Origin of the sequence: Chryseobacterium sp. WX (assembly GCF_029542485.1) — a bacterium.
Taxonomy (GTDB): Bacteria; Bacteroidota; Bacteroidia; order Flavobacteriales; family Weeksellaceae; genus Chryseobacterium; species Chryseobacterium cucumeris.
On sequence record NZ_CP120710.1, the window covers coordinates 459,624 to 476,615 of the forward strand.

17 protein-coding genes are annotated in these 16,992 nt (G+C 36.7%); 4 read left to right on the forward strand and 13 right to left on the reverse strand.

The window, feature by feature from the left end; genetic code table 11:
• Positions 1-88 precede the first annotated feature (88 nt).
• The 7 genes from PZ898_RS02045 to PZ898_RS02075 form a co-directional block, all read right to left on the reverse strand.
• The gene (locus PZ898_RS02045; RefSeq protein ID WP_114822156.1) at positions 89-1,267 is read right to left on the reverse strand and encodes an acetyl-CoA C-acyltransferase; all 1,179 of its coding nucleotides are present in this window, start codon (positions 1,265-1,267) and stop codon (positions 89-91) included.
• Between the two features lie 85 nt (positions 1,268-1,352).
• Positions 1,353-1,706 (reverse strand): four helix bundle protein, encoded by a 354-nt coding sequence (locus PZ898_RS02050; RefSeq protein WP_123278367.1) that lies wholly within the window; start codon positions 1,704-1,706, stop codon positions 1,353-1,355.
• A gap of 39 nt (positions 1,707-1,745) precedes the next feature.
• On the reverse strand, positions 1,746-4,139 hold the full coding sequence (locus tag PZ898_RS02055; RefSeq protein ID WP_123278366.1) for a 3-hydroxyacyl-CoA dehydrogenase/enoyl-CoA hydratase family protein: 2,394 nt from the start codon (positions 4,137-4,139) through the stop codon (positions 1,746-1,748).
• Positions 4,140-4,192: 53 nt separating this feature from the next.
• Positions 4,193-4,645 (reverse strand): MarR family transcriptional regulator, encoded by a 453-nt coding sequence (locus tag PZ898_RS02060; RefSeq protein WP_062671553.1) that lies wholly within the window; start codon positions 4,643-4,645, stop codon positions 4,193-4,195.
• Between the two features lie 165 nt (positions 4,646-4,810).
• Positions 4,811-5,734: an ABC transporter ATP-binding protein gene (locus PZ898_RS02065; protein ID WP_277694659.1), complete on the reverse strand. Its 924-nt coding sequence runs from the start codon at positions 5,732-5,734 to the stop codon at positions 4,811-4,813.
• Between the two features lie 502 nt (positions 5,735-6,236).
• Positions 6,237-7,208, reverse strand: coding sequence for an iron ABC transporter permease (locus PZ898_RS02070; RefSeq protein WP_277694660.1), 972 nt, complete (start codon positions 7,206-7,208; stop codon positions 6,237-6,239).
• A gap of 23 nt (positions 7,209-7,231) precedes the next feature.
• Positions 7,232-7,792 (reverse strand): TlpA disulfide reductase family protein, encoded by a 561-nt coding sequence (locus tag PZ898_RS02075; RefSeq protein ID WP_062670082.1) that lies wholly within the window; start codon positions 7,790-7,792, stop codon positions 7,232-7,234.
• Positions 7,793-7,825: 33 nt separating this feature from the next.
• Here PZ898_RS02075 and PZ898_RS02080 point away from each other — a divergent pair, with 33 nt between their 5' ends.
• A complete protein-coding gene (locus PZ898_RS02080) occupies positions 7,826-8,950 on the forward strand; it encodes a ferredoxin--NADP reductase (RefSeq protein ID WP_277694661.1) in 1,125 nt (374 codons plus the stop codon).
• A complete protein-coding gene (locus PZ898_RS02085) occupies positions 8,947-9,564 on the forward strand; it encodes an ElyC/SanA/YdcF family protein (RefSeq protein WP_062670079.1) in 618 nt (205 codons plus the stop codon). Before PZ898_RS02080 ends, PZ898_RS02085 begins: the two co-directional genes overlap by 4 nt.
• On the opposite strand, the gene PZ898_RS02090 is transcribed toward PZ898_RS02085, so the two are convergent.
• Positions 9,561-12,170, reverse strand: coding sequence for a BamA/TamA family outer membrane protein (locus PZ898_RS02090; RefSeq protein WP_062670078.1), 2,610 nt, complete (start codon positions 12,168-12,170; stop codon positions 9,561-9,563). The two genes, PZ898_RS02085 and PZ898_RS02090, sit on opposite strands and share 4 nt — an antisense overlap.
• Here PZ898_RS02090 and PZ898_RS02095 point away from each other — a divergent pair.
• Positions 12,156-12,881 (forward strand): RNA methyltransferase, encoded by a 726-nt coding sequence (locus tag PZ898_RS02095; protein ID WP_277694662.1) that lies wholly within the window; start codon positions 12,156-12,158, stop codon positions 12,879-12,881. The genes PZ898_RS02090 and PZ898_RS02095 overlap by 15 nt on opposite strands.
• 80 nt (positions 12,882-12,961) lie before the next feature.
• Here PZ898_RS02095 and PZ898_RS02100 read toward each other — a convergent pair whose 3' ends face one another.
• The 5 genes from PZ898_RS02100 to porQ form a co-directional block, all read right to left on the reverse strand.
• Positions 12,962-13,462 (reverse strand): hypothetical protein, encoded by a 501-nt coding sequence (locus PZ898_RS02100; protein WP_034694329.1) that lies wholly within the window; start codon positions 13,460-13,462, stop codon positions 12,962-12,964.
• A 3-nt stretch (positions 13,463-13,465) separates the two neighbouring features.
• Positions 13,466-13,774 carry a phage holin family protein gene (locus PZ898_RS02105; protein ID WP_034694332.1) on the reverse strand — a complete coding sequence of 103 codons (309 nt, stop codon included), beginning with the start codon at positions 13,772-13,774 and terminating at the stop codon, positions 13,466-13,468.
• Between the two features lie 80 nt (positions 13,775-13,854).
• Positions 13,855-14,205: a YtxH domain-containing protein gene (locus PZ898_RS02110; RefSeq protein ID WP_047431084.1), complete on the reverse strand. Its 351-nt coding sequence runs from the start codon at positions 14,203-14,205 to the stop codon at positions 13,855-13,857.
• A 95-nt stretch (positions 14,206-14,300) separates the two neighbouring features.
• Positions 14,301-14,975 carry a (d)CMP kinase gene (gene cmk / locus PZ898_RS02115; protein WP_123278360.1) on the reverse strand — a complete coding sequence of 225 codons (675 nt, stop codon included), beginning with the start codon at positions 14,973-14,975 and terminating at the stop codon, positions 14,301-14,303.
• Between the two features lie 84 nt (positions 14,976-15,059).
• Entirely contained in the window at positions 15,060-16,052 is a 993-nt protein-coding gene (porQ, locus tag PZ898_RS02120; RefSeq protein ID WP_062670073.1) for a type IX secretion system protein PorQ, read from the reverse strand.
• 168 nt (positions 16,053-16,220) lie between these two features.
• Between porQ and pyrH the strand changes: the two genes are divergently transcribed.
• The gene (pyrH, locus tag PZ898_RS02125) at positions 16,221-16,928 is read left to right on the forward strand and encodes a UMP kinase (protein WP_062670071.1); all 708 of its coding nucleotides are present in this window, start codon (positions 16,221-16,223) and stop codon (positions 16,926-16,928) included.
• Positions 16,929-16,992: the final 64 nt, after the last annotated feature.

A 16,992-nucleotide genomic window follows, 5' to 3' on the forward strand; every position in this document is an offset into this window, starting at 1 on the left:
GCTTCTTAAAATTGTGCCTCTTAAAATCATTCGTACATTTTTGGTATCTTTAAGTCTATTATCTATCCGTCTATTCTCTATTTGTCTATTAAAGAAGTTCAAAAATAGAAGCTGCTCCTTGACCTGTTCCCACGCACATAGAAACCATTCCGTACTTGTTGCCTCTTCTTCTCATTTCGTCAAGAAGTTGTACCGTTAGTTTTGTTCCTGTACATCCAAGCGGGTGTCCAAGGGCGATTGCTCCTCCGTTTACGTTTAAGATATCAGGATTTAAGCCTAATTCTTTTTTGATTGCAACAGATTGAGAAGCGAATGCTTCGTTAAGCTCGATCAAATCGATATCTTTTAATTCTAAACCAGCCTGTTTCAATGCTTTTGGAATAGCATAAATTGGACCCATTCCCATGATTCTTGGTTCTAATCCGGCTGCAGCATAAGCCACTAATCTTGCCTCAGGCTCCAGTCCTAATTCTTTTACCATTTCCTCACTCATTACCATTACGAAAGCCGCTCCGTCACTCATTTGAGAAGAGTTTCCGGCAGTTACGCTTCCTCCGTTGGCAAATACAGGTCTTAGTTTTGCTAAACCAGCTAAAGAAGTATCTGCTCTAGGCCCCTCATCTACAGAGAAATCAAACTTTTTAGTCTGCAGTTTCTGATTTTCGTCCAGGAAATTATACTCTACAGGAATCGGAACAATCTGGTTGGCAAATTTACCTTCCTGATTAGCTTTTAAAGCCTTCATATGAGATTCAAAAGCAAACTGATCCTGTTCTTCTCTTGTAATATTATATTGTTTTGCAACTTCTTCCGCTGTGTAACCCATTCCCCAGTAATAATCAGGGTTTGTTTTTGCGATATCCGTTTCAGGAACCGGCTTATAACCTCCCATAGGAATATATGACATAGATTCTGTACCACCCGCGATGATACAATCTGCCATACCAGCCTGAATTTTCGCAGAAGCAATAGCAATTGCCTCACTTCCTGATGCACAGTATCTGTTCACGGTAACTCCCGGAACTTTATCGGTATTTAACCCCATCAAAGAGATCAGACGCGCCACATTAAGCCCTTGTTCAGCTTCCGGCATTGCGTTTCCTACGATAAGGTCATCAATTCTATTTTTATCTAATTGTGGTAGCTCAGCCATTAATTTTTCAATAACGGTAGCCGCCATGACATCAGGTCTTGTAAATCTTAAACTTCCTTTTGGAGCTTTTCCAACGGCAGTTCTGAAACCTTTTACTATGTATGCTGTTTTCATTTTGTTTGTAAATTTTTGTAAAATGTATAATGTAAAATGTCAGTTGTACTATATTCAGTATGGCTGCATAATACCTTGTACAATTCTATTTTGAATAATTTTGTTTTAATTTAATTATCATATTTTGAATATGCCTGATTTCAGTCATTAGTAAATCAAAATCATTTTTCTTTATAAATTCCAAATCATTAGCAATGATGATTTGAGTTTCAAATTCAAATGAAGAACCTAATGCAATGTTTAAGAATTGACAAAACTGAGGATTGGTATCTCTTCCTGCTCCTTCAGCAATATTAGATGGAATAGAATATAAACTTCTCCTTGATTGTGAGGTTAAACCAAATAACTCATCTTTAGGGAAATTTTTAGAAACAATATAATAATGCTTGCAAAGCAGAATTGATTTCTTCCAAACTTCTAAATCTCTAAAATTATGCATGCCAATACTTTTTACATTTTACATCCGACATTGTACAAATTAGTTTCTTAATGGTTTTCCGTTCTGTAACATGTACTGGATTCTCTCCAGAGTTTTTCTTTCTCCACAAAGCTGAAGGAAAGTTTCCCTTTCAAGGTTCAATAGATACTGTTCCGTTACAACTGTTGGCTCTGATAGATTTCCACCTACCATCACGTTGGCTAGTTTATCAGCAATTTTCTTATCGTGTGCAGAAATAAAGTTTCCGGTTAACATCTGGTCAGTTCCTACGTAGAACATTCCTAATGCGTCTTTACCCAAAACTTTTACTTTCTGTTCGATGGGCTGGGTATAGCCTTGTTCTGCTAATAGTTTCGCTACTTTTTTCGCTTCAGCAATCTGTCTGTTTTTGCTTACGGAAACGATGTCTTTCCCTTTTTCAAGGATTCCCATATCGTAAGCTTCATAAGCAGAAGTAGCTACTTTACCCATAGCGATGTTCATAAATGCATCACGAAGTCTGTTATTTTTAACATCATCATTGTGGAATTCTCTGGAAGTTCTTAAAGTCAATTCTTTAGTACCGCCACCACCAGGAATGACTCCAACTCCGGTTTCTACAAGTCCTATATACGTTTCTGCCGCTGCAACCACTCGGTCTGCATGCATGGTCATTTCGCATCCTCCACCTAAGGTCATTCCGTGAGGAGCAACTACTACAGGAATAGAAGAGTAGCGTACTCTCATCATTGATTTCTGGAAGTAAGCGATTGCCATATTCAAATCATCCCAATCCTGCTCAATAGCCATCATAAGAATCATCGCAAGGTTGGCTCCTACAGAGAAGTTAGCTCCCTGATTTCCTACAACCAATCCATCATATTCTTTTTCTGCCAAATCAATCGCTCTGTTTAATCCGTCAAGAACTTCACCTCCAAGAGAGTTCATTTTTGAACGGATCTCAAAGTTGATAATTCCGTCTCCCAAATCTTGGATAGCAGCCCCTGAATTGCTCCAAAGCGTTTTATTTTTTCTGATATTATCTAAGATGATGAATGCATCCTGACCAGGGATCTTGTTGTATTCTCCTGAATTTTGATCAACGTAAATGCTTTGACCCTCGTCATTAACTTTATAGAAAGTTTCTACATTTTTCACCCAGTCAGAAACTTCGTATCCTGCATCTTTTGCCAGTTCAATACCTTTCTGAACACCTACAGCATCCCAGATTTCAAATGGACCGTTTTCCCATCCGAAACCGGCTCTCATCGCATCGTCAATTTTATAGACCTCGTCAGAGATTTCAGGTACTTTGTGCGAAACGTAAGCAAATAATGCTCCTAAAGACTTTCTGTACAATTCACCAGCTTTATCTTTACCACCAATTAATACTTTAAATCTGTCAATCGGTTTATCTATAGATTTTGTTAATTCCAGAGTAGGGAAGGATGATTTTCCTTGAAGTTCATACTCCAAAGTATCAAGATTTAATCCGTGAATTTCAGATTTTCCTTCTGCATTTTTCACTTTTTTATAGAAACCTTGTTCTGTTTTTGAACCTAGCCATTTATTATCCATCATCTTCTGGATATAAGGAGGAAGGGCAAATACATCATTGAAGTCATTCGCTTCAGCACCGCTTTGACGAACTCCGTTGGCTACCATTACCAAAGTATCAAGACCTACAACGTCAGCCGTTCTGAATGTTGCAGATTTTGGACGTCCGATTACGGGACCTGTTAATTTATCAACATCAGAAACAGTAAGTCCTAATTTCTGTACATTGTGAAGAAGATCCATCATGGAGAATACTCCGATTCTGTTGGCGATGAAAGCTGGTGTATCTTTGGCTAAGACAGTCGTCTTACCCAGGAATTTCGCTCCGTAATTCATATAGAAATCGATGATTTCAGGAGCTGTATCGTTGGTTGGGATAATCTCTAAAAGGGGAAGATATCTTACCGGGTTGAAGAAGTGTGTTCCGGCAAAGTACTTCTTGAAATCCTCGCTTCTCCCTTCTGTAAGGAGATGAATAGGAATACCGGATGTATTGGAAGAAATTAATGTTCCCGGTTTTCTGAACTGTTCAATTTTTTCGTACACAGACTTCTTGATATCAAGTCTTTCAACGACTACTTCAATGATCCAGTCGGTATTTTTTATTTTCGGCAAATCATCATCGAAATTTCCGATTTTGATTCTGTCTGCAAACTTTGGTGAATAAAGAAGTGCAGGACTTGCTTTTTTAAGTTTTTCAAAGTTTTCGGAAGCAATTCTGTTTCTTACTGCTTTGTCATCTTTGGTCAAACCTTTTTTCTGTTCAGCTTCAGTAAGTTCAAAAGGAACAATATCCAAAAGTGATACTTCAACGCCGATGTTGGCGAAGTGAGCAGCGATTCCGCTTCCCATAATTCCTGAACCAAGAACCGTTACATGTTTGATTCTTCTTTTCATATGTAAATTTTTATTTGTATAAGATGATATGAACCCGAAGGCTTCATCATAATTTATTTTCTGTTATTTAATAATTCGTTGGCTATTTTCATGATTTCACCCATCACATCTTTGAAAGCCTCCAGTTTTTCCGGAGAAATTTTTTCCATCACCTTCTTGTTGAAATTCACAACGACTTCCTTAGACATATTTCTGGAGTTTAATCCTTTATCTGTAAGTTTGATGATCACCTCTCTTTTATCAGTGGTGGTCTTCTCCTTATAGATGTATCCGTTATCTTCAAGAAGTTTGATGATTCTCGTTAATGAAGTGGGTTCAATAGCCATCTTCGGTCCAAGATTGGTACTTCGAGTTCCTTCTTTAGGATCTATTTTTAAAAGTGTGAGTGCCTGTACCGCTGTGGAATCATGTTCCTGGGCTAATTCTGTGTACATTTTAGAAACAGCCAGCCAGGTCTGCTTTAAAATTAAATCTACGTTTTCTATTTTTTCCTTATTATGATCCATCATTTTTGCGCCAATGGTTTTACCCAAATTTAATAAATATTATGCATGCATAATATTTATTAACGTTAAATTTTGTTAATAGGCTGTAAATAAACGGATTAAATTGTATGATTAGCATAATACTATGCATGCATAGTATGTGGATAAATCAAATAAAATCAAGTATTAATGAATGTTTGAGACTAAAATGATGATTTCTTCAAAAGATTCACATTGATAGGTGAAGGAATCCTTAGCAATTACCCAAAATGTGTTCTGAAATTCGAAATTCAGGTCAGACAGGTCTTTTTGGAAGTTTTTTTGAAGCAGAGAATACAGCATTTCCTTGTGAAACTGTGGTGCAGAGATCACCGGCGGAATAAAGGTCTCATTGATTTGAAATAAGGAAGCATTCGTAAGTTCATTATGCTGAAGCAAAATGTCCTCAACAATTCCGGAATACAAATGATTTTCCTTTACATACCATATTTTGTCTGCGAATTCTTTGGCCAGTCGCCAGTCATGAGAAGAAAACAGAATAAGCTTGTTCTGTTCCTTAGCCAGCTTTCTCAGGGTTTTTAGAATGATGATTTTATTTTTTTCATCCAAATGGGTAGTAGGCTCATCCAGAATGATAATAGGCGAATTTTGGGTAATAGCACGGCCAATAAACGCTTTCTGAAGATTGCCATCTGATAGGTTTTTCAAAAGAGTATATCGGTACTGATTAAGATCCAGTTCTTCAATAATATGTGCAACTTCATCGCGGTCTTCTTTTTTTAATTCAAAATAAAAAGGGTAGTAGATATACTTTCCCAGAGAAATAAGATCTTCAACGGTATAATGCTGTGGAATAACTGACTTTGAAAAGACAATGGCAATATTCTCCGCAATCTCTTTTACCGAAAGATTTTTTACATTTTTTCCGTTAATAGAAATTTCCCCATTCAGTAAAGGGAGCTGATGCAGGATAGATTTGATTAATGTTGTTTTCCCTACACCGTTATTACCAATCAACAGGCATACATCACCAAGCCTTAAATCTGCATTGGCATTGGAGATTAAAGTTGTATTGTAGCCGATATCAGCATGTTTGATTTGTAGGTGCATGTTTAAAAGAAGAATAGTATTAGAAATAAAAGGATAGGGAGAAAACTTAAAAATAGATATAAGAATTTATTTTTTTTAACTTTCCATAAGGTATAACCACCTAAAATAAGAGAGCCCCAGAATGATGTAGGTAACGCAAACATAATCCACCAATTATGACCCCAAGAATAAATCCAATGTAATTTCTGATTCATCCGAAACATTTTTGAATACTCCAGAAATACAAAACTTACTACAAACAAAATGATGTGTGCAGAAATTAGTTGTTTTTGTGTTATTTCAATTTTCATTGTTTCGTTTATAACTATATAAGTTTTACTTAATAAATCATGCTGAAGGCATCTCGACAAAGTAATTTAGATTCCTTCGGAATGACACAGTATGATTGATTTCCTTTTTTATCCACTGAAGTAAGTTATAAAATTATTCTCAAATTCTATGGGTTATTTTCCTGACCCCGTATTAATTTTGAAACTGGTTGTCCGGTTTGTGTATATCACGATCACACTTTATTCTGTTTCAACAGCATCATCAGAATCACAGGAATCCCGAATACAGAGCTTATTACATTCAGAGGAATCTGTGTTTTTTCGGCAATAACAGAGAAAAATAACATAATCAGCATTCCCAGAAACATATTAAGAATCCATTGCTGCCATAATCTGGATGGATTATAAACAAGTCTGCAAAAGTGTGGCACAATGATTCCAATAAACAGAATAGGTCCTAAAAATGCAGTAACAGAAGCAGATATGAGAGAAGATGCTACTATGATTAAGAGTTTCAGCTGTTTCAGATTGACCCCTAAACTTTGTGCATAGGAATTGCCCAGAGAATTTCCAATGAGTGGTTTTATCGCTCTGAAGCAGATCAACATTCCGATTAAAACCAGAACGGAAAGTACATAGATCTGATTCCTCGTTACCATATTATTCGCTCCGAAAGACCATAAAATATAGTTTTTAAGACTCTGATTTTCTGCATAAAACTGAAGCAGAGAAACAATAGCTCCGGCAAAAGCAGATACCAAAAACCCGAAAATAATAAGATATGATTTGTCCTGAAATCTATTGGACATAGAGAGGAGTACCAACATCAACAGTAAGCTTCCTACAATAGCTGATAAACTGAGAAAACTATTCTGTAAAAATTCAGGAAGGGAAATAGTATGGGAAAAGAAAATATAAAAAGCAACTGATAAACTGGCGACTGATGTTATCCCCAATATATCAGGTCCTGCCAGTGGATTTTGAAAATATTCCTGCATCAGGAAACCAGAAGTAGGAATAGAAATCCCAGCCAGCATCATTACTAGGACACGGTTGATACGGATTTCAGCAATCTGGCTGTGCGCAGAATCCTGAAAGAAGTCCTGGAAGCTTAAACTTAAAAATCCTGTGTTCAGATTAATAATTGCGCTTGCAATAATGGCAATCACGAATAATAAACACAGGATTTTAAATCTTTTTGACATGATTCAGAAAGAGTTCAGTCTATTTATTTTAGGAAAGAATCGATTTTAGAATTCAAAACATCTTCCGTCATCATTCCCAGATATTCGTCAGTTTTATCACCTTTTCTCATGAAAGTAAAGGGAATAGAACCTCCGTCCCATTGTTTGAAGTTGTTGTGAAAGAAGTTTGGATCTAATTTTTGTCCATCCAGTAGGATAATGCTGCCTCCTAATTTATTTTCTGCAGCAAAATTCTTAACAGCACCAGCCCAATCTGCCTTATCATCAAGGTTCACGAAAGTGAATTTTACAGGTTTGCCTTTCAATTCCTCCATTTTACTTTTAAAACTTGGAATTTCTCTGATACATGGGCCGCACCAGGTTGCAAAAAAATTGGTTACATATAAAGTATCATTATTTTTTGCCAAATGCTGGCTTACATTTTCAGGGGAAAGTTCTTGGGGGATAGCTGTACTTCCTTCAGGTTCTGTAGTTTGAGATACAGAAACAGGGTCTGCGCCAGCTGTGTCTTCAGTTTTCTGACCTTCTTTTTTACAGCTGTACAGTGCAGTAAGAAGTAACGTGGATAAAATTATCTTCTTCATAAATTATTTTTTATCTATTTTTGAATTGAAGTTATGGAACAACAAATCTATAAGGGGAAACTGATAAAGTTTCATCCGTTAAAAATAGCGAAAAAGGAAGAGCTGACCAAAAATACTTTTTCTCTGAAATTCGAAATTCCTGAGAATTTAAGAGAAAATTTCAGGTTTGAAGCCGGGCAGTTCGTCAGTATAAGATTTCAATCACATGGGAAAGAAGTTATTAATGATTATTCAATGACTTCAGCTCCTTATGAAGAGAAAATATGTCTGGGGATAAAGGTGAATTCCTCTGAAGGAGCTACTTCGCAGTTATTTCAAAATTATAATGCTGGTGATGAACTTTGGGTAAGTGAACCTTCCGGGAGATTTACTATTGTATCCAAACCCAGTGAATTCAGAACTATTGTTGCTTTTGCAGCAGGCATTGGAATTACCCCTATTTTAAGTCATTTCAAAAATATTCTTCACAATGAACCCAGAACGCGGTTGTTTTTATTTTTTGGAAATAAAAGTTCAGAAGATTTAGTCTATCGCGAACAGTTGGACAACCTTGCCAGAACATATGGTGACAGGCTTCAGATATTTTATTTCTTTTCTCAGGAGAAAACAGCAGATCAGTTTTTCTATGGCAGACTGGATGAGAAGAAGTTACATTTGATCATCAATCAGATCCTTCATTTGGATGATACAGATGAAGAATCCACCATTTGGGATGCCGTGGATGAAGTATTAATATGCGGAAAAGGAGAAATGATCAAGACATTGGCCAATGCATGTTATCATCACGGAATTCCGAAAAAGAATATTCATTTTGAACTTTTTGAAGAATTTAATGATGATATTTATCCTGTAGAAAAAGAATTTCCTCTGATTGAAAATATTGAGGTCGAATTTACCATGCTAGGGAAAAAATATACGACCCAGCTTCCTGATAACAAGGATAAAATCCTTCAGCAGCTTCTGATGAAAAAGTTTCCTGTCCCTTATTCCTGCAAATCCGGAATCTGCGGAAGTTGTGAATGTTCTTTAGATGAAGGAGAAGTAGAACTGTTAGAAAATGAGTATCTTACCGAAAAAGAGGAAGAGCAGGGACATATTTTAGCCTGTATGTCTATTGTGAAAAGTAAAAAAATAAAGCTTAACTTTGATCTTAGTTGAGAGTTATTAGGAACATATTTAACCTTGGGTTTATATCACTGGAATTGGGAGTTCTGATGATATGCTTCTGTAATGTGTGGGTTTTCGGGCTTACCAATGGGAGAACTTATACCAAAATCTCAAAAATTCCACCTCGTGAAATTGCTTTGGTTCTGGGAACATCTCCAAAAATGAGATCCGGAAAATCCAATCCTTATTTCACCAAAAGAATGGATGCCACAGCCCTTCTTTACCATCATGGGAAAATCAAGAAAATTATAGTAAGCGGGGAAAAAAGCAAAGGTTATAACGAACCGGGAGCAATGAAAAACTATCTGATCAATCAGGAAGGTGTGCCTGAAGATATTATTGTGGAAGATCCTAAAGGTTTTAATACCTATAAAAGTATTCTTCGTTGTAAGGATGTTTATAAGAAGAAGAATGTCATCATTGTATCTCAGGGATATCACAACCTGAGAGCATTGTTTTTTGCAAGAAATAATGATATGAATGCTTTGGGATTTGATGCGCAGGATGTCACAAAACCCGAGAGTTTCTACAGAAACCAGACGAGGGAAATCCTCGCCCGTGTGATTGCTGTAGTCTATTTTATTTTAGGCGTTTCTCCGGATTAGAAAGGATATCCGAACGCGATATTAACTGTTGGTTTGAAAGGCTGGATGAATTTGAATCTCCATCGGTCGCCTTCAGGTTTATTCGGGTCATAGATCTTATACGCAAGGTCAATTCTCGCCGTTACGTAGGCAATATTTAATCTTAATCCGAATCCACTTCCGATACCCACCTGTTTCCAGAACTTACCGAACTTAAATTCATCTCCATATCCATCGTTATAGTTACGAAGACTCCATGTATTTCCGATATCGGTAAATAAAGCGCCTTCATAAGTTTTATTGAAAGGAATTCGATATTCAATATTAGTGGTAAGCTTTAGATTGTCTGTCATATAGGTACGAACTCTTTCATCCACCTGGGAATCTGCAGGACCTAATCCTCCAAAGGCTACCCAGGCTCTGATATCGTTGGAACCTCCGTTGAAATAAGACTTGATGATGGGCATATCCTGAGAGTTTCCGTAAGGTATTCCAACTCCGATAAACTGGCGCAGCACCAATGTCTGGTTTCCGTTAAATTTGAAATATTTTCTTGTATCAATATCAAATTTTACAAACTGTGCGTAAGGCAGTCCGAAAATAGTTCCTTGCGGGCCGGTAACAATACCTCCGCCGTTATCTTTTTTATTGAATATACTTAATATATTTCCCGCAAGCTCCACTTTTCCGTTAAAATAAAAGGCATTTGGATATTCTTTCTTTCCAATTTCACTATAGACAAAATTGTAGATCATGGAAGAAATAAGGACATCCTGAGTTTGTCTGTCTTTGTTCACCAATGTTCCGGTAAAGGCTGTTAAAAGGTCTCTTCCCTGCTGATTAAGGCTTCCACGGTAAGCATCGTTCTCAATAATCATTTTGGAAACTTCATCTACACTGAGTTTTCCATCTTTATAATCTTGTCCGGTCTGCGCAGTTTCCGGGTTAAACATAAAATAATTCCCGAATACTTCATCTTTTACCCTTCCGTCATTCACAAAGTAGTCATAGTACGCATCTTTATTTTTTGTCAGACTGACCTGAGTATTGAATAAAGTAAGCTTGTGATACACCTGATCATTAACACTTGCCTGATAGTTCAGTCCCGTATTGAAAATCAACCTTCCCAAACCGATGTTGTTCTGTATCGACGCCCCTAGCAAAATAGATGATGTAGGTGTGTATCGTTTTGGAATGAATTTATAATAATTAAAAGGAAGCAGCAGTCTTGGGAAGTTCAGGGATGCCTGAGCTGATATTTCGTAGGCTGCAACTCTTTTACTGATATCTTTTGTACTTCTGATAGAACCAAATGTTCCTGAAAGACTGGTAGAAAGGTTTTCCGCTCCTCTAAAAACATTTCGGGTGGTAAGGTCCACAGAAGGAGAGATCCCCAGGTTTAAAACCTGAGAATAGTTGATATCTGTTCCCACTTTAAGTTCGTATTTCGGAAGTGGTTTCAGTACATATAAAACATCAACAATACTGTCGTTTGGAGAGGTCATTCCGCCTTGTCTCAGTGAGTCTCTCGCTTTAACGATGCTGAAGTTATTCATCGATAAAAGATTTCTCTTGGTTACGTCCAGTTTCGTTTGGTCAAAAACCTTTTTACTGTCCGGAATAATAGCTCTCCACACCGATGAAAGTTTATATTTATCATTCATCGTATGGAATCTTATTCTCCTTAAGCTATCTTTTTTGGTGTTTTTAGGATAGTCACCGGGTTCATCCACAATGGCAACATCAATATTTCCAAAAGTGGCTATTTTATAAGGGGTATCCAGAGAGTCTTTATGAATTTCCAGGGTTAAAGGAACCTGTTTTCTGCTTTTAAGGGAATCTGCAACGAAATAAACTTCATCATTGGAAGCATTGAACCTGTAGAAACCAAACTCTCTCATCAGATCGGTGATTCTGGTAACCTCTCTTTCCAGAACGGTCTGGTCAAGGATCTGTCCGGATCTTACAAGACTTCTGTTCAGATTATAGTTGTAATACCCTTTGATCCCCTGATCCGGAATATTATAGAAGTAATCCTTGATACGTGTAGGATCATTATGTTTGATGGAATAATTAACCGATGCTTTTTTGGAAGCGGAATCCAGTGTATGTTTAAAATTGACATCAGCATCCCAATATCCCCTGTAGGTAAGTCTTTTCTTTATAGATTCAGCACTTTTTTCACTTCTTGTCTGATCAAGAATAACCGGCGGTGTTCCCCAGTTGTGCAGTAAACGGTCGAAAAGAAGACTTTTTCCGACACTGCTTTTCATATTATATTTAAGGAATAAAGAATCTCTCAGCTTCTGATTTCTCATCTCACCGGGATAGGTCATATATTCATTAAGTATGGTGTCGTATTTCGGATCCGCCATATTGTACAGAAGGAGACTTAATGGCATGAAAAGAAACTGCTTTTTATTGGGCTTCTGCTGAATATAATCTTTAAGTTCCTCATCGAAAAATACTTTCTTATCCTCGAACTCTAAACTGTTCTTGGTAAGCAGATATTCGCCCTCAGGAACTTTTTTTGTCGTACTACAAGCATAAAGGAGACCAACAAATGTTGCAAATGAGATAATTTTATAATATTTTTGAGGAGAATTCTTATAATGCTTACAGCTCATACAATAAAAGTTTTACAATCTTTAGATAAAAAGAAGTTCAGACAAAAATACAATTTGTTTTTGGTTGAAGGTAATAAAATCATTTGTGAACTTTCTAATTCTAACTTTAAAGTTAAAGAAATATTGTCAACCGATCCACAAAAATTGGACCGTAGTGATATCCCTGTTACCCATATCTCTGAAAATGAATTAAAAAAAATAAGTTTTCTTAAAACTCCAAAAGATTCCGTGGCGGTATGTTATCTTGCCGAGGAAGAAAAATGGGAAGATAAGAATATACAATTGGTTTTGGATGGACTCCAGGATCCCGGAAACCTTGGAACTATTATACGGTTAGCAGACTGGTTCGGGATAGAACAGATCATCTGTAGTGAAGATACCGTAGATGTGTACAATCCGAAAGTCATTCAGGCAACGATGGGATCTTTTACCAGAGTGAATGTGGTGTATACTGATCTGGTGGAATATCTTTCCAAAACAGAGAATGTAAATATCGGAACGGATATGGAAGGGGAGAATATTTATACTTTCCAGAAACCCGAAAAGCTAAACCTTATTTTAGGAAATGAAGGAAACGGAATGAGACCGGAGACGGAAAAACTGGTACAAAAAAGCATCAGTATTCCTAGATTTGGAAAATCCCAGTCTACAGAAAGCCTCAATGTGTCAATGGCTGCCGGGATTATTTTAGGACAGTTATTTTCAAAATAGAAAATCAGAAACCAGAGGTTAAAAATTATTGTAAAATATTACTGAATAATATCCGGCGTCTGGTTTCTGATATCTGATTTTTATATCAATTGCTCCATACTTGAAACACTTTTATTTTTCTGATAAACCTCCATCTTTTTTCTGACATATTTCAGAGCAATAGGAGCAAGGTAAATCAATGCTGCACCAATCAGTTTTTTCTTCCAGTTGGAACTTTTCATGTTCTTTTTGGCGTAGTTTCCAACGATAGCAGTAACTCCCAGTTTAACAAGACCATCGGTAATGTTTCCTCCTTTGAATGCGGAGCTGGCAATACCTACAGCTGTATTTTTGCTGATCAGAAGATCTTTTACTTCTGAAGTAAGCTGTTTGGCAATGACATCTTTTCTTAAAACTACTTTTTCATCACCGTCTTCATCAATCTTTTCCTGAAGATACTGATCACTTAAACCATTGGTAAATGCACTTAAGCTTTCTTTTGTATTTTTGAAGGTAAGAAGATTTTCCAGATCACTTATTTCACCCTGAAGCAGTTTTTTCTTTCTTCTTAATTCTTCTATGCTCTCGTATTTTCTGCCCATAGTTTAATGATTTAAAAATTTAATAACCTGATCTGCAACAGTATTCACAATTTTTGTTTTGAAGGCAACAACAAACGCCATTACCAGTGCGTAAAATGCAGCAACAATTAAGAATCCATAGGAATAATTATCCAGTGCTTTTCCGATAAGGAAAGCGATTCCAAAGTTGAAAAGGATAATAAAAAAAGCAAAAGCAACAAGCAGTACTACAAAGTAAGTAATGAGCCCGGCAGAAAGTGACGACTTTTCAGTCGCTTCAATTTTCAGAAGATCTATTCTCTTGGAGGCGTATTCTTTAATAGTTTCTATCATTGTTTTTTTTTAAAGTTACAAAAAAAGGAACTTTCGCACAAAAGTTCCTTTCTGTAATTTACTTAAAAAAGATAAATTACTTATTTTTTCAGATCATTCAGTTCCGCTTCTACATCTTTTGCCAAATCTGCAGTTTTAGAAACAATCTGATCTTTGTATTTGTCATATCCGTCTTTCACTGTATGTGCTACGCTGTTAGCTGTTTCCTTGAAAGTAGAAGAAATATTGCTGTACTGGTCTTTCACCTTTTCAGAAACCTCACCGTATTTGTTCTTTGCCTGATCTTTAAGATCATTTGCCTTCGTTTTAATTTTTTTTCTGGTTTCTTTACCTTCTTCCGGTGCGTATAACATTCCTAAGATTACACCTGCCGCAGCACCTGCAAGAAGTCCTGCCAATATACCTGCTGTATTATTTCCTTTTCTAGACATTTTAAGTTTTTTAATAATTAATAATAGATTAGTTTTTACAGTAATAAAACTTACAATTTGTATACCAAAGGAGGCCTGAAGCCTATTAAAAATTGTTAAATCTTTTTGATGTGAGATAAAATAAGCTGTATGGTTTCTTCTTTGGTGAGTGTCGAATTATCAATAACAATAGCGTCGTCAGCCTGCTTCAATGGGGCTATTTCACGCTCACTATCGATCTTGTCACGTTCTATCAGGTTTTGTTTTACCTGTTCTTTATCTGCTTCTATACCCAGTCCTTTCAGTTCCAGAAACCTTCTGTTGGTTCTTTCATCAATACTGGCAGTAAGAAAGAATTTATAGTCTGCATTTGGCAGAACTACTGTCCCGATGTCACGTCCGTCCATAATAACGCCACCTTTTTCTGCCAAAGTGCGCTGTGACTGCAGGAGGAAATCTCTCACCTCTTTTTGCTTGGCAACAAGGCTCACATTATCAGATACGATATTGGTACGGATTTCCGTAGAGATATCTGTGTCATTCAGGAAAAGAATAAGGGTGCCGTCGTTATTTTTAAATTCAAGTTTGATCTGATTAAAAGAAGAGAACAATGTATTCAGATCAATCTCACCGTTTTCATTCAGACAATGCTGCAAAGCATACCAGGTAACTCCTCTGTAAAGTGCTCCTGTATCCATATGAATAAGTCCCAGTTGATCAGCAATGATTTTTGAGATAGAACTTTTTCCGGTAGACGAGTACCCATCGATAGCAATTACAGGTTTTTTCATACTGCAAATTTCAAGATTTTTTTTAGAAAATCAAGAAGAAGTAAGAAAATTTCAGAATAATTAAGAAATTTCCGGCCAGGAAGATTATTCTCCTCTGTGGCTGGAAAGGTCCATGGAAATTCCTATCTGATTGACGTTCGAAGAGTTGTGATATCTCACGTGGGCATAATCAATACGGAATCTGGAAACTTTAACTCCAAATCCAGCAGAAAGTCCCGAGAAGTTTCTTTGATCTGCAACAGCCAGTTCATTTCCTCTTTTTACATTATATCCCAGTCTGATATTGAAATTCTTTTCCGGAAACAATTCTGCTCCCAAAGAAAAGTGGTCTGCGATCTTTCTGCCGGCACCCACTTTTTGCCCGTCCAGGTTTTCTTCTGAAGAAATATCAAACTTCTGAAGATCATGTGCGGTAATGGTGATGGCAAGAGGAAAATTCTTGATGATTTTGGTATATCCCAGATCAACCCTGAACGGAAGATTCTCTCTTGTTCCGTTAAAGGATTTCAGCTGGAAACCAAAATTTCTCATCACAAGTGATAGTACTTCTTTATTCTTTTTATTATGATAGGTAATTCCCGCTGTTCCTGAGATGGCGGAAGAAGTATAGTTGTCAATTTTTGAGGTAATGAAATTAAGCCCTCCACCAATCGTCCAGTCTTCCTCAAACTGGTAGGCATAGCCTGCGCCAATCGCTACATCTGAAGCTTTAAATTCTCCGTTTTCAAAACCGCTTTCATCTGTCCTCGGAATACTTCCATAGCTCATATACCTTGCATTGATGGTAGCCATGTGGCCATTTTCAAAGTCTTTGGCATAAGCAATCGTTCCGTATTTCGAGTCGGCAAGGTAAGCCGTTGCGTTTACAGAAAGCTGTTTGTCAGAATCTTTATTTAAAAGGGCAGGGTTTGCAATAGCAAAGGAAACATCATAATCTCTTACCGAAATTGCATCGCCACCCAGAGCAGCCTGTCTTGCAGATACAGGTACATTTAAGAACGGATAGACATTTGTTCCCGTTTGCGCATAAGAAACAATTCCTGATAGAAATAATGAAAAAATGATAATTTTCTTCAACTCAATTTATAATTAATGCAAAAATAATCCTTTTTCGTACTTTTCAAAATATTTCTTACATTATTTCTATTTAAATATTTTTCTTTTATCAATATCATTAATGATTATATTTGCAAAATCAAATTCCGGGGAAACCCGTACTAATAAAAAGTTACTTAAAAATAAAAGATGAAATATAAAAGAATCCTTCTGAAACTGAGCGGTGAGGCCTTAATGGGAAACAGACAATACGGTATTGACAACGAAAGACTGCAGGAATATGCATCTGAGATCAAAAAGGTAGTTGAAAAAGGCTGTGAAGTAGCGATCGTGATTGGAGGAGGAAATATCTTCCGTGGGGTAGCAGGAGCTGCAAAAGGTATGGACAGAGTGCAGGGAGATTATATGGGAATGCTTGCTACTGTTATCAATGGTATGGCTTTACAGGGCGCATTAGAAGATGCAGGAATCAAAACAAGACTTCAGTCGGCTATCGAAATGGATAAAGTAGCTGAACCTTTCATCAAAAGAAGAGCAGTAAGACACCTTGAGAAAGGAAGAGTAGTGATCTTCGGAGCCGGAACAGGAAATCCTTATTTTACCACTGATACAGCGGCTACCTTAAGAGCGATCGAAATCGGGGCTGATGTAATCTTAAAAGGAACAAGAGTAGACGGAATCTATGACAGCGATCCTGAAAAGAATGCAAATGCTGTAAAATACAATTCATTATCTTTTGATGAAGTATTTGAGAAAAACCTTAAAGTAATGGATATGACTGCATTTACTTTGAGCCACGAAAATAAATTGCCAATCATTGTATTCGATATGAACAAAGATGGAAATTTAGAAAAAATCGTAGACGGAGAAAATGTAGGTACTTTGGTTAATTTATAATCAATATAAGTTCTAAAAAATATAAAAACACCTGTTACAGTAATTGTGACAGGTGTTTTTTATT

Coding starts and splice junctions, on each gene's coding strand:
- PZ898_RS02060 (WP_062671553.1), bottom strand. CDS start 4,645: ATGGATCATAATAAGGAAAAAATAGAAAACGTAGATTTAATTTTAAAG.
- PZ898_RS02055 (WP_123278366.1), bottom strand. CDS start 4,139: ATGAAAAGAAGAATCAAACATGTAACGGTTCTTGGTTCAGGAATTATG.
- PZ898_RS02050 (WP_123278367.1), bottom strand. CDS start 1,706: ATGCATAATTTTAGAGATTTAGAAGTTTGGAAGAAATCAATTCTGCTT.
- PZ898_RS02090 (WP_062670078.1), bottom strand. CDS start 12,170: ATGAGCTGTAAGCATTATAAGAATTCTCCTCAAAAATATTATAAAATT.
- PZ898_RS02100 (WP_034694329.1), bottom strand. CDS start 13,462: ATGGGCAGAAAATACGAGAGCATAGAAGAATTAAGAAGAAAGAAAAAA.
- PZ898_RS02075 (WP_062670082.1), bottom strand. CDS start 7,792: ATGAAGAAGATAATTTTATCCACGTTACTTCTTACTGCACTGTACAGC.
- PZ898_RS02080 (WP_277694661.1), top strand. CDS start 7,826: ATGGAACAACAAATCTATAAGGGGAAACTGATAAAGTTTCATCCGTTA.
- PZ898_RS02095 (WP_277694662.1), top strand. CDS start 12,156: ATGCTTACAGCTCATACAATAAAAGTTTTACAATCTTTAGATAAAAAG.
- pyrH (WP_062670071.1), top strand. CDS start 16,221: ATGAAATATAAAAGAATCCTTCTGAAACTGAGCGGTGAGGCCTTAATG.
- PZ898_RS02070 (WP_277694660.1), bottom strand. CDS start 7,208: ATGTCAAAAAGATTTAAAATCCTGTGTTTATTATTCGTGATTGCCATT.
- PZ898_RS02045 (WP_114822156.1), bottom strand. CDS start 1,267: ATGAAAACAGCATACATAGTAAAAGGTTTCAGAACTGCCGTTGGAAAA.
- cmk (WP_123278360.1), bottom strand. CDS start 14,975: ATGAAAAAACCTGTAATTGCTATCGATGGGTACTCGTCTACCGGAAAA.
- PZ898_RS02110 (WP_047431084.1), bottom strand. CDS start 14,205: ATGTCTAGAAAAGGAAATAATACAGCAGGTATATTGGCAGGACTTCTT.
- PZ898_RS02065 (WP_277694659.1), bottom strand. CDS start 5,734: ATGCACCTACAAATCAAACATGCTGATATCGGCTACAATACAACTTTA.
- PZ898_RS02105 (WP_034694332.1), bottom strand. CDS start 13,774: ATGATAGAAACTATTAAAGAATACGCCTCCAAGAGAATAGATCTTCTG.